The sequence below is a fragment of the Methylocaldum sp. GT1TLB genome (assembly GCF_051027445.1).
Classification (GTDB): Bacteria; Pseudomonadota; Gammaproteobacteria; order Methylococcales; family Methylococcaceae; genus Methylocaldum.
Genome location: NZ_CP194898.1, coordinates 4504838 through 4517803, shown reverse-complemented (window position 1 = coordinate 4517803; position 12966 = coordinate 4504838). Strand labels below are relative to the sequence as shown.

The window sequence follows — 12966 nt, the reverse complement described above, 5'->3', positions numbered from 1 at the left end:
CTCTAGCATTATCGTAAAACTCTCAGATTTTTGGATCGGCCGGCCGGAATCAGGCTGTGCGGATCCACCAGCACGCATAAGCGATCGATAATCGTGCCGGCCGCCCATGCTCGCCGGGATCGGTTTACGCGCCAGCGGACATCGCTTTCGCGCAGCCGGACCATATCGACGATCTCGCCGCACACCAACCCCCACCGCCCTTCATTGAGCAATAAGGCATGACGATGGGAGTCTTCTAAGGAGATGGAACGCTTGCCGCCTATGAGAAGCTCCGTGTCCGCCAGTTGAATGATCTCGCCCTGAAATCGGGTCAGCCCTTGAAACCAATCTGGCTTTCCCGGCAAGACCGTCACTCGCGTCGAATCGTCAAGGCGTTCGATTCTCCTCACCTCGGTCAACGGCGCGGCAAGAACCGCATGACCGATTCGAAAATAAACCACTTGAAATTCCGATTGCGCCCAGTCGGGCAAAGCCGCGGGAGCAGACAGGACGGGCTGGGATGCCGTTACCGAATCGGAATCCGTGCGCTCGGCCGGCAATGCTTCCGACTGGCCGTAGGTTTGATTCAGCAGGCTCCGCAGATAGAAAAGGAGTACTTGATCCTGCCATCCCGTTGTGCTTCGGGCTAGGCGATCGGCTTTCATGCGGTTGCCAAAGCCGGCTCGACCGAGCGTGATCGATTTTGCGACAACATATGCTCGAGCAGTTCGGTGTAGGCGATGACAGCCTTGGCCTTGGGCATGTAATAAGACAGCGGAATTCCGGCGTCGCTCGCTTCCCGCACCTGGGTATCGACCGGAATCACGGAATCCCAGACCTGATCCCCATAACGCTCGCGCATCACCCTGAGGGTTTGTATCGACGCGCGGGTACGCCGATCGAACAAAGTGGGAACGACCGTGTAATCCAATCGCGTTTTCCGAGACTTACCGATCATTTCCAGGGTGTGCAGCATGCGCTCCAGCCCTTTGAGCGCGAGAAACTCGGACAGCACCGGAATGAACAAATGTTCGCAGGCGGCTAGTGCGTTCACCATCAGCACACCCAGCATGGGTGGGCTGTCGATCAGCACGAAATCGTACTGCTTCCGAACGGCTGCCAGACTATTGGCAATTACCAGCCCCATGCCGCCGGCGCCCCCCTGCCGCTCTACGGTCGCGATAGCGGTCGAGGCCGGCAGTACCGACAGCCCTTCGAAATCCGTAGAGGCGATATAAGGACCCGGAAGCAAGCTTTTCTTGGCAATTGCGTCTTGAAACAGGTTGTAGACGCTGACATCGATTTGATCCGGGTTCATTCGGAAATAGCTGGTCAGCGAACCGTGCGGATCGAGATCGATCAATAAAGTTCGGTACCCCCGCGACGCGAGAATCCCCCCCAAGGTAACGACTGTCGTGGTCTTGCCGACGCCGCCTTTCTGGTTGGATACGGCCCAGATTCTCATGGCTTCGAAACCTCCGTCGGAGTGATGGGCGCTTCCGTAGACACCGGCTTTTGCGAAGCGCCGAAATCCTCAATTCGGTCCCCGGAAGAAAGCTTGTAACGAGCCGCTCCGTGGGACATCAGAACGATGACCACTCTCCGATTTTGGTAGCGTCCTTCCTCCGTCCTGTTGTCGGCAATCGGATGATGCTCGCCGTAGCCTATCGCCGCCATGCGGCGCGGATCGATGCCGTTGCTCATCAATTGGTTGACCACCACGGCGGCGCGGGCGGACGACAAGGCCCAGTTGGAAGGAAATTCGGGAGTGTTGATCGGCAGATTATCGGTATGACCCTCGACGTGAATGGTGTTGTCGATTTCGCGGAAAATTTCGGACATTCGGTAAAGTATGGGCAGCGATTCCTTAGAAAGTTCGGCTTTGCCGCTGGAGAAAAACATCCCGCTCTTCATTTCGACCTCCACCCACAGCTCATGGCGTTTGACGGCAACTAAATCGTCCTGAATATACGGCGATAAAGCCGCTTCGATCTGATCCGCCAGGCTCTCGAGCTGGGCGTATTCCGCATCGAGATTCTCCGGCATCGGCCGAGTCTTGTCCTGGGACGATGCCGAACCGTCCGACGCCGCGGGTTCGCCCAAAAGGTCTTGTCCTTTCTTCAACTGGCCGAATTGAATCGGCTCCAGCGTATGCCCGAGGTTGTGCTCCTTCCCCGGCTCCTTGAACACCGCGGAAAGCGACTCCGACAACACCCGATACTTGCCTTCGTTGACCGAAGAAATTGCATACATGACGACAAAAAACGCAAACAAAAGTGTAATGAAATCGGCATAGGAAACCAGCCAGCGCTCCAGGTTCACATGCTCTTCTTCCGAATGCTTCCGCCGCGACATACGTTAGTCATCCGTCTAGGAAACCGGTCAGCTTCATTTCGATATTCCGCGGGTTCTCGCCTTCCGCGATCGAAATGATTCCTTCCAGAATCAGTTCCCGCGCCTGGTTATTGGCCTGTGCTCGGGATTTCAGTTTGTTGGCGATGGGAAGAACGATCAAATTGGCGAGACCGACGCCGTAAATCGTCGCCACGAATGCCGTCGCGATGCCGCTCCCCAGCTTGCTGGGGTCGGACAAATTCTGCATCACGTGAATCAACCCCATGACCGCGCCGATGATTCCCACGGTCGGCGCGTAGCCGCCCATCGCCTCGTATACCTTGGCCGCGCCCAAATCCCGCTGCTGGCGAGCGTATATTTCCACCTCCAAGCTGTCCCTTATGGCCTCGGGCTCGTTGCCGTCGACCAGCAACTGAAGCCCTTTCTTCGCCAGCGGTTCTTTCTCGGCGCTGATGAAGGTCTCTAAGCCGAGCAGACCTTCCCGCCGCGCCAAGGCACTCCAGCTGACGATTTTCTTGATTTGTTCCTTATGATCTATCGGCGGCGTCATGAAGACCCATTTGAGCATTTTGACGGCATAGAAAAACGCTGCCGGCGGCGTTTGCAGCATGGTCGCACCCAGCGTACCGCCGAACACGATCACTATCGCCGGGCCGTTCAGCAGTGACTGGATATGCCCACCCTCGAGCCAATTGCCGCCTAGAACGGCGGCGAGCCCGAGAGTGACTCCGATAATGCTTAAAGGGTCCATGCCTAAAGATTCTTCAATTCGCCGGCCATTTCATCGAGATCGTAGATGCAATCGGCCAGGTTAGCTTCGACGATCGCTTTCGGCATGCCGTAAACGACGCAACTCTGCTCGTTCTGGGCCCAGATGGCCGCGCCCTTGGCTTTCAATTTTTCCGCTCCGAGCTTTCCGTCCGATCCCATGCCGGTCAGCACGATGGCGAGAACCTTGCCGGGCATGTTCTTGGCTATGGAGCTAAACGTGACATCGGCACTGGGACGAAAATGTTCCCCGCTTCCGCTCTCCCGAACGACGACGGTTTTCCGCGCCCCGTGCTCGCTCAGCTCCAACTGAAAGCCGCCGGGCGCCAGAAGAGCGACACCGGGTCGCAGTTCGTCGCCGTTCTGGGCCTCCTTGACCCGAATTCGGCAAAGCTGATCCAGGCGTTCGGCAAAGCTGCCGGTGAAATTTCCCGGCATGTGCTGGACCAAAAGAATGGGGACCGACGCGGTCTCCGGAATTTGCGTCAGAACTTTCTGGATAGCCACCGGGCCGCCGGTAGAAGCGGCGATGACCAGCAAACGGAAATCCCGAAGTTGCGCTTTGGCGGCCGGAGGCCGGGCAACGACCGGAGCGGCGACAGGCCTCGATGGCCGACGGAGCCGCCTCAGCCTCCCCGCATGCTCGGCCAAATCGCGAACGCGCCGCCGCAAAATGCGCTTGGCCAAGTCCTGGTCTCCGCTGATTTCCTGCAATTGTTTGGGCATGAAGTCCATTGCGCCGGCCTCGAGAGCATCCAAGGTAGCCTTGGCGCCCGCTTTGGTGGACGCGGAAAACATCAGAATCGGCGTGGGCCGATCTTTCATGATCTCGCGCACCGCGGTAATACCATCCATTACGGGCATATCCACGTCCATGGTGATGACGTCCGGATTCAAGGATGCCGCCTTTTGCACGGCCTCGGCGCCGTCGGCGGCGCTTCCTACGACCTCCATGTCGCCATCGGCGTTGAGGATTTCGGTCAGTCTGCGGCGTATGAAGCCCGAGTCATCCACCACCAAAACCCTGATCGTCATGAAAACCTCTTAGTTGTCCTAGGCTTAATGCAAGGAGGCGTACCGTTTCATCAAACCGGGTACATCCAGAATGAGGGCGATTTTTCCGTCGCCGGTAATCGTCGCACCGGCCATTCCGCATACCCCTTGGAGTTTCGCCCCCAAAGGCTTAATGACGACTTCTTCCTGTCCGACCAAATGATCGACCACGAAGCCGACATGTCGTCCCCCGACATTCACCACCACTACATGGCCGCATTTCCCGTCCTGATTTCTATCATGCCGGTAGCCCGGAACCAGCCATTCCTTGAGATAAAACAATGGCAACGCGCGCTGCCGGACCAGCACCACCAACTGCCCATCGACCGTATTGGACTTCGTGAGGTCGAGGTCTAGGATTTCGACGACGTTCGCCAACGGAAGAGCGAATGGTTGATTGTTCAGCTTGACCATCAAAGTCGGCATGATGGCCAAAGTCAGCGGCAATTTGATGGTGATGCGGCTGCCCTTTCCCTTGCTCGAATCGATGGCTACCGAGCCGTTCATCTGGGCTATTCGGGTCTTTACCACATCCATGCCGACACCTCGTCCGGAGATATCGGAAATCTCGGACTTGGTGGAAAAGCCGGGCATGAAAATCAAGTTGTAACAATCCTTGTCGTCCAGGCGGGCGGCGCTCTCCTGGTCCATCAGTCCCTTTTCCACGGCCTTGCGCCGGAGCACGTCCGGATCCATGCCTTTGCCGTCGTCCTCGATGGTCAATTCGATATGATTGCCCTCCTGAGACGCGGTCAGAACGACCGAGCCCTCGCGCGGCTTACCCGCTGCGATCCGCTCCCCGGGGGTCTCGATGCCGTGATCGACCGCGTTGCGAACCAAATGCACCAATGGATCTGCCAAGGCCTCGACAAGATTTTTGTCGAGATCGGTTTCTTCGCCGCGCAACTCGAGCTGCACCTCCTTGTTGAGGCTTCTGGCCAAATCCCGCACCACGCGGGGAAAGCGGCCGAATACCTTTTTGATGGGCTGCATGCGCGTCTTCATGACGGACAGCTGGAGATCCGAGGTCACCACGTCCAGGTTGGCGACCGCCTTGGCAATCTCTTCGTCATTGAGCGCGATCTTGAGGGTTTGAAAGCGGTTGCGAACCAAGACCAGCTCGCCGACCATGTTCATGATCTCGTCGAGACGCTGGGTATCGACGCGGACCGTGGTTTCAACTGCCGCGGCCGCCTGTGGTTTGACGGTCTTGGCCGGTTCCCTTGTCGCGCTGCGCGCTTCCGTAGGTGCCGAAGACAGAGCCGCTGGACGCGCGCTCTCCTGATTCGGTACACCGCCATGCTTGCCCTTGCCATGAAGCTCGTCCAGCAGGCGATCGAATTCTTCCTCAGTGATGCGATCGCTCTCGGCTACAGGTCTCGGCGCCTCGGGAACCACGGCGCTCGGCATGCCGGTGTGCTTGCCCTTGCCATGGAGTTCATCCAGCAAGCGCTCGAATTCTTCCTCGGTGATGTCATCATGCGATTTGGCATTCGGAGCGTTTAGCGGCGCCGCATCGGGCACACCGCCATGCTTGCCCCTTCCGTGAAGTTCGTCCAGCAGACGCTCGAATTCTTCTTCGGTGATTTCATCCGAAGTCGAGCCGTTCGAGTCAACCGCCGAGACGGGCGAGGGCCGGCTCGGCTCCTCCGCCGCATCCGGCAACGGTTCGAATTCCGCCCCGGCCGGATCGTCGTCTTGGCCGGGTTCCAGCATCGCCGCGAGCGCCTGTTCCACAACATTCATCGCGGACGGAAGCCTCTCGGGTTCGGCCGCCGAAACGGATTCGGGCTCCACCGACGCCGGAGCCGGCGGGACAAGAGTAGAATCGCTTCCCGGCTGGGCGAGAACTTTCAGCCGATCGATCAGCGACGGGTCGGCCGGTTCGGGATCGTGTCCGGAGCGGATGTCCCGAAACATGGCGTTGACGACGTCCAATACTTCCAGAATGACGTCCATCAAGGCCGGGTCGGCGCGCCGCTCGCCTTGTCGAAGCACGTTGAATACGTCTTCGGCGTTGTGGCAAACGTCGACCAAGGCGACAAGATTGAGAAACCCCGCTCCACCCTTCACGGTGTGAAAACCGCGAAAAATGGCGTTCAATAAATCGTAATCGTCCGGTGACTGCTCAAGCTCGACCAGTTGAGCATTGAGCTTTTCCAGTATTTCCCCGGCTTCTACCAAGAAATCCTGAACGATTTCGTCATCGAGATCGATCGCCATTGCGCCTTACCTTCAGAAACCCAAACTCGACAGCAAACTGTCCACGTCGTCTTGATTCTGCACGGTATTCTTGTCCACCCCCGGAACAGCCGGGCCGAGTGGTTCCGATTTGGTTTCCGGCACGCTATCGCCGGAGGGCTTGAAGCGCCGTCCCGAAATCCGGATCAATTCGACCAGACTGTGCTCGAGATCCTGAACGAGCTTGATCACGCGCCGAATGATCTGGCCGGTGAGATCCTGAAACCCCTGCGCCATGAGCACCTCGGTGAGACTATGCTGAATGGTCTGCAAATGCCCCGCGGAAATGTCGAAATACTGCGCCAGGTCTTGAGTCAGGGACTTGAATTCCTCATAAGGCATTTCCCGCTGGCGAAAGCGTTGCCACTGGGCGCTGAGTTCGTTCGACTGCTCGCGAAGACTTTCGGCGAACGGCAAGATGGATTCGACTGCATTCAAGGTGGTGTTCGCCGCCTGCTCGGTCATGGTGATGACGTAATTGAGGCGCTCTTTGGCGTCGGGAATTTCGTTCTCCGTGAGATCCGCGATTCTTTCGTCCAGGGAAAAATTCGCCAGCGTGTCGTGGAGCTGGCGGGTCAACTTGCCGACTTCCTGAAACATCAGGGTTTCCCGGACCCGGCCGATATCATCGAGAATACGGTCGGCCGACTCGTCGTCGCCGCGCTCCAATGCCGCCAGAAGTGCGCGAGCCTGTTCGATCCGCGCATCGGCGGACGGTTGCTTGTCAGTCATTAGCCGCCCCCAAAGATTCGATCAGGCTTCCAGGCGTTCGAAGATCTTTTCGATCTTCTCTTGCAGAGTGGCCGCGGTAAACGGCTTGATCACATAGCCGTTTACGCCGGCCTGCGCCGCTTCCACGATCTGGTCACGCTTCGCCTCGGCGGTCACCATCAACACCGGCAACTGAGCCAGGTTCGGATCGGCGCGTACGGCGCGCAGCAGATCGATACCCGTCATTCCGGGCATATTCCAATCGGTGATCAGAAAATCGATTCCCCCCGACTGCAATTTGGGCAGAGCACTCTGCCCGTCGTCGGCTTCGAAAATATTGTTGAACCCGAGCTCCCGCAGCAGGTTTCTGATGATCCTTCGCATGGTGGAAAAGTCATCCACAACCAGGATTTTCATGTTCTTGTTCAAGGACGCTCACCTCGTTCCGGTTAACCATTTTTTATTATCGATTCATCGGGGCCTCAGACTTGCGCGGCTTTTCGCCTTCCCTTCGAACGGGCTCCGGCGGATTGCTCCGCATCCAGCCAGCCTTGCATTCTCGCCCTAAGGCGCAACATGGCCTGGCTTTGCAACTGACACACTCGGGACTCGCTGACCCCCAGCACTTCGCCGATTTCGCGCAGGTTGAGTTCCTCTTCGTAATAGAGCGAAATCACCAGACGCTCGCGCTCCGGCAATCCCGCGATCGCGTTCGCCAAAGCCTCGGCAAATCCGGACTGGGTCAATACCTCGACCGGAGGCGCGGCCGAATCCGCACAGTCGTCCAAAGCCGAATCGCCGGCCTCCAACAACTCTTCGAAACTGAACATGCGGCAGCTCAAACTATCGTGAAGAACCTGATGGTATTCGGAGAGCGACAGTCCCAAATGCTCGGCGACTTCCGCATCTCGGGCGTCGCGCCCGGTCCTGGCCTCGATGCTCCGCATTGCTTCAGCCACATCACGCGCCTTGCGATGAACCGAGCGCGGCGTCCAATCGTAGCGCCTCAGCTCATCCAGCATCGCGCCGCGGATCCGGATCCCGGCATAGGTTTCGAAACTCGCGCCCTGAGCGTGATCGTACTGGCGGGCTGCTTCCAGCAAGCCCACCATGCCGGCCTGGATCAAGTCCTCCACTTGCACGCTGGACGGCAGCCGGCTCATGAGATGGTAGGCAATCCGTTTGACCAGTGACGCGTGTTGCCCCACGATGGCGTCCAATCCGGGCGCCTGTACCGATGCGTACAAGGCGATGCCGCTCATAAGGCTGCTGCGCTGTGGTACTGAATCATCCGCTCTACGAAAAACTCCAGCCGCCCACTGGCTTGGCCGGAAATCGGCAAGGCATCCATTTTCAGCGCCAAGGCGCGAAACGCCCGCGCCGCTTTGCTGTGCGGATAGGCGACGACCACCGGAGTTTGCTTTTGAACCGCCTTTCTCAATTGCTCGTCGCGAGGAACCACGCCCAATAGATCGAGCGTCACGTCGAGATAGCGGTCCGTCACCCGGCACAGCTTGCCGAACAACGCCTGACCCTGTTGATAGTCCTGGACCATATTGGGCAGGATTTGGAACCGATGAACGCCGTAGTCCCGGTTCAGCAATTTGATGAAGGCATAAGCGTCGGTAAGCGACGTAGGCTCGTCGCACACCACCAGAATGATGTCCTGGCAGGCGCGCGCGAAGTTGACCACCCCCCCCGAAATACCCGCTGCCGTGTCGACCAGCAGCACGTCGATGTCCTGGTTCATCTCCCCGAAGGCGCGAATCACGGCGGCCTGTTCCGCAGTGGTAAGCTCCGACATGCGCTGAATACCGGACGAGGCCGGCACGATCTTCAGCCCCGACGGCCCTTCTACGAGGATTTCGTCCAAACTGCGCTCGCCGCTCAACACATGGGACAGATTGAATTTGGGCTGCAAACCTAGGAGCACGTCGACGTTTGCGAGTCCCAAATCGGCATCCAGCAGAACCGCGTGCCGACCGAGCTCGGATAGGCTGACCCCGAGATTGACGGCGACATTGGTTTTGCCGACCCCGCCCTTGCCGCTGCTCACCGCCAAGACACGCACCGGCCTGGGCTGTGCCATACGTCGAATTCCGTCGGCCTGATCAGTATCAAACATTCGCATGGACTATCCAGTCTTCGTAGGTAGGCATCGGAGCGCCGACAGTCTCCGCTTCGGACCTTTCGGCAAAACACCGGTTTAATAATAGATGAGTTCTCGCCACGTGCAGGTCTTCCGGGACCTGCTGTCCGTCGCACACGAAGGACACCGGCAAGCGGTTCTCCACCACCGTGGACACCGCGGCGCCGAGTTGGCCGGTTTCGTCCAGTTTGGTCAGAATGCAGGCTTCCGGGGAAAAGACCTTGAAGGCCTCCACCGCCTCTTGCATCACGCGTAGCTGGCTGGCCGCGGACATGACCAGATAGGATTTGACGGGCATGTCGGCGCGGCTGAACAGTGCGGCTTGCTCGGCCAGGCGCCGGTCGCGCTGCCCTATGCCGGCGGTGTCGATGAGTACCAGGCGCTTATCGTAGAAACTCGACAGCAGCTGACGCAGATCCTCGATACTGGAAGCCGCCCGGACCGGTACGTCGAGGATGCGGCCGTAAGTCCCGAGCTGCTCATGAGCCCCGATGCGGTAGTTGTCGGTGGTGATCAGCGCGATTTGGCGCGGTCCGTGCTTGAGTCTGAACCGGGCCGCCAGCTTGGCAATCGTCGTCGTCTTACCGACGCCCGTAGGCCCGACCAGGGCGACGACGCCGCCGTAACCGAGCAGGTTGTCTTCGGCCAGCGGGATCTGCCGTGCCAAGACATGTTGACTCGCTTGCCACGCGACGTCGGCGTCGGCGACGCCGCCCAAGCGCTCGGCCAGTTCCAGACTGAGTTTCTTGGAGAACCCGAGCGCGCCGAAACGACGCAAGAGATCCAGTCGGGTCGGATTTCGGCCCGCCGCGGCCTGCCATCCGGTTTCACTCAAATGGGCGTCGATCACGCGCCGCATCTGTTTGAGTTCCCGTTGCATTTCCTTCAGCGCGTCGGCATCGACGCTCGGTTTGGCAGGAGCCGGCTGGGAAACGACGGCTTCGACAGAAGATTCTCGCTCGGGCCGGGAAGCCGGCTTTCCGGCAGCGGGTTCGACCGCAGGACCGCCCTGTTCGCTCCGCCCTGATATGGCATGGGTATCTACACAAGCTCCAAGATTGTCATTCCGGCAGAGAGTACTCGCCCCTTCCCTGCCGGGGTGACGATTTGTGCGAATATCTTTGCCCGATACGGAAGGAGCCGGCTTGCGAAGGCTCGTCGCTGCCGAACCGGCTCCCAGTGCGGCCGAGCTCTTTCCAAGAGCCTCGCGAAAGGCGTCCTCGGCGCGCCGCCGGGTATCCGTTTCGGCTTTCGCGACCGGTTCGGCGTCGCCCGTCTCCGATTCGCCGCGCGACTCCAATTTCGCACGATCCAATAACAGCTGCTCGTCGAAGTCCCGAGCCGCGACGATCTCCACCCCGCCATCCACTTTGCGGTTGGACAAAATCACGGCGTCCGGCCCCTGCTCTTCGCGGACCATGCGGATCGCTTGACGAATATCGGGTGCGAAATATCGTTTGATCTTCATGCCTATGTCCTAGTCTTTCGGAAGCTGTCCCCAAAACTTTGCTAACGACTCCGGCAAGTGCAGCGGGACTGTGCGCGGCGGCTCAGCCGCGCTGGCCGATGCTGGCCACCACCCTGACTTGCCGGTCTTCCGGGATCTCGTTGTAAGCCAAAACATTGAGCCCGGGGATGGAATGGCGCACGAAGCGCGCCAACCAGGGCCGCACCGGCGAGGACACCAGCAGAATGGCGGGATGTCCTTCCATTTCCAGCTTCTGCGTCTTCTCGTCCAAGGATTTGTGAAGCTGCTCCGCCAAGCCCGGCTCGATGCCGGCGCCCTCGTGTCCGGCCGTTTGCAGTATTTTTTGCAACAACTGTTCCAGGTCCGGATCCAGGGTCAGAACCGGGATTTCCTTCTCCATGCCACTGATTTTCTGGACGATTAGCCGTCCGAGTGCGGCACGCACCACCGCCGTCAAAACGCCGGGATCTTGGCTTCTGCCGCCGAACTCCGCCAAAGTTTCGGCGATGGTCCGCATATCGCGAATCGGCACGTTCTCCTGAAGAAGGTTTTGCAGCACCTTGACGATGACGCTGAGAGGCAGGGTTTTCGGCGTGAGATCCTCGACCAGCCGCGGCATCGATTTGGCGAGCAGGTCGAGTAACTGCTGCGTCTCCTGATGTCCGAGCAGCTGGTGGGCGTGGGACTGCAACAAATGGCTGAGATGGGTGACCACCACGGTACCGGGATCGACCACGGTATAACCGAGCGTCTGGGCGTGGTCGCGCTGATCCGGTTCTATCCAGACGGCCTCCAGTCCGAAAGCCGGGTCCTTGCTCTCGACGCCCTTCAGCGTTCCGTAAACCCGCCCCGGATTGATGGCCATCAGGCGATCCGGAAACACTTCTGCCTCCCCGACGGTGACGCCGAGCAGGCTGATGCGGTAGGCGTTGGGAGTCAGGTCCAGGTTGTCCCGGATGTGCACCGAGGGGATCAGGAATCCGAGATCCTGGGACAGCTTCTTGCGCACGCCCTTAATCTTCGACATGAGCTGCCCGCCCTGATTCTTGTCGACCAGAGGGATGAGCCGATAGCCCACTTCCAGCCCGATGAGATCGACCGGCACGACATCGTCCCAGCCGAGCTCTTTCACTTCGGGCGCGGCGGCCGAGGGCCTGGCCGCGACGCGCGCTTCCGCCAATTCGCGCTCGCGCCGCTGACGCTTGGAAATGGAATAGGACGACGCGCCCATGGCGCCGGCCAGGAGCAAAAAGGCAAGATTCGGCATGCCGGGAATCAGGCCCAAGAGTCCGACCACGCCGGCGGAAAGCGCAAGAGGCCTCGGATCGGCAAAAAATTGAGCGCTGAACTGGGCGCCGATGTTCTCGTTGCTGCTGGACACACGGGTCACGATCATGGCCGACCCGACCGACAGCAACAGCGAGGGGATCTGAGCCACCAATCCGTCGCCGATGGTCAGCAGCGTGTAATTGTGCAGGGCTTCGGAAAACGCCAGATCGTGCTGCAGCATGCCGACGATCAGCCCGCCGACCACGTTGATGAGCAAGATGAGGATGCCGGCTATGGCATCGCCCCGGACGAACTTGCTGGCACCGTCCATCGATCCGTAGAAGTCCGCCTCGCGCGAGACCTCCTGGCGTCTCGTCCGGGCTTCATCCTGATTGATAAGACCGGCATTGAGATCGGCATCGATCGCCATCTGCTTGCCGGGCATCGCATCCAGGGTGAACCGCGCGCTGACTTCCGACACGCGCCCGGCGCCCTTGGTAACGACCACGAAATTGATGATGACCAGAATGATGAACACCACCAGACCCACGGCGTAGTTGCCGCCGATCACGAATTCGCCGAATGCCTCGATCACCTTGCCGGCCGCGTCGGGACCCTTATGCCCTTCCAGCAGGACCACGCGGGTCGAGGCCACGTTGAGGCTCAGTCGGAGGAGCGTGGCGACCAGCAGGACCGACGGAAACACGGCGAAATCCAGCGGGCGCAGCGTATAAATCGTCACCAGCAGGATCAGCAGCGAAAATGCGATGTTGAAGGTGAACAGCAGATCGAGAATGAACGGCGGCAGCGGCAGCACCATCATCATCATCATGAGAAGAATGACGAGAGGAGCCCCCAAGCCGAGTTTGCCGGCGACTTTGATTCGTTCCAAAACTGTTGCGGCCATGACGAAACCCGTGCGTAACCTTCAGTGACAGCGACAGCAATCACGTTTCGTGCCGACCGGCCGCAG

12 protein-coding genes are annotated in these 12966 nt (G+C 59.3%); all 12 read right to left on the bottom strand.

Annotated elements, in window-relative coordinates:
* Positions 1-8: 8 nt before the first annotated feature.
* Positions 9-644 (bottom strand): chemotaxis protein CheW, encoded by a 636-nt coding sequence (locus ACR2R1_RS19895; RefSeq protein ID WP_434111627.1) that lies wholly within the window; start codon positions 642-644, stop codon positions 9-11.
* Positions 641-1444, bottom strand: a complete 804-nt coding sequence (locus ACR2R1_RS19890; RefSeq protein ID WP_077730365.1) for a ParA family protein — start codon at positions 1442-1444, stop codon at positions 641-643. The genes ACR2R1_RS19895 and ACR2R1_RS19890 overlap by 4 nt, the downstream gene beginning before the upstream one ends.
* Positions 1441-2334: a flagellar motor protein MotD gene (gene motD / locus ACR2R1_RS19885; protein ID WP_077730364.1), complete on the bottom strand. Its 894-nt coding sequence runs from the start codon at positions 2332-2334 to the stop codon at positions 1441-1443. Before motD ends, ACR2R1_RS19890 begins: the two co-directional genes overlap by 4 nt.
* 7 nt (positions 2335-2341) lie before the next feature.
* Positions 2342-3085, bottom strand: a complete 744-nt coding sequence (locus tag ACR2R1_RS19880) for a flagellar motor protein (RefSeq protein WP_077730363.1) — start codon at positions 3083-3085, stop codon at positions 2342-2344.
* 2 nt (positions 3086-3087) lie between these two features.
* Entirely contained in the window at positions 3088-4137 is a 1050-nt protein-coding gene (locus ACR2R1_RS19875; protein WP_086134996.1) for a protein-glutamate methylesterase/protein-glutamine glutaminase, read from the bottom strand.
* Between the two features lie 24 nt (positions 4138-4161).
* Entirely contained in the window at positions 4162-6378 is a 2217-nt protein-coding gene (locus tag ACR2R1_RS19870) for a chemotaxis protein CheA (RefSeq protein ID WP_434111625.1), read from the bottom strand.
* 12 nt (positions 6379-6390) lie between these two features.
* Complete coding sequence (locus ACR2R1_RS19865; RefSeq protein WP_434111623.1) at positions 6391-7128, bottom strand: protein phosphatase CheZ; 738 nt, start codon at positions 7126-7128, stop codon at positions 6391-6393.
* 21 nt (positions 7129-7149) lie between these two features.
* Positions 7150-7536, bottom strand: coding sequence for a chemotaxis response regulator CheY (cheY, locus tag ACR2R1_RS19860; RefSeq protein WP_077730359.1), 387 nt, complete (start codon positions 7534-7536; stop codon positions 7150-7152).
* 53 nt (positions 7537-7589) lie between these two features.
* A complete protein-coding gene (locus tag ACR2R1_RS19855; RefSeq protein WP_077730358.1) occupies positions 7590-8369 on the bottom strand; it encodes an RNA polymerase sigma factor FliA in 780 nt (259 codons plus the stop codon).
* Entirely contained in the window at positions 8366-9196 is an 831-nt protein-coding gene (locus tag ACR2R1_RS19850) for a MinD/ParA family protein (protein ID WP_077730357.1), read from the bottom strand. Before ACR2R1_RS19850 ends, ACR2R1_RS19855 begins: the two co-directional genes overlap by 4 nt.
* A gap of 28 nt (positions 9197-9224) precedes the next feature.
* Positions 9225-10724, bottom strand: coding sequence for a flagellar biosynthesis protein FlhF (flhF, locus tag ACR2R1_RS19845; RefSeq protein ID WP_434111621.1), 1500 nt, complete (start codon positions 10722-10724; stop codon positions 9225-9227).
* Between the two features lie 82 nt (positions 10725-10806).
* A complete protein-coding gene (flhA, locus tag ACR2R1_RS19840) occupies positions 10807-12900 on the bottom strand; it encodes a flagellar biosynthesis protein FlhA (protein WP_434111619.1) in 2094 nt (697 codons plus the stop codon).
* Positions 12901-12966 lie beyond the last annotated feature (66 nt).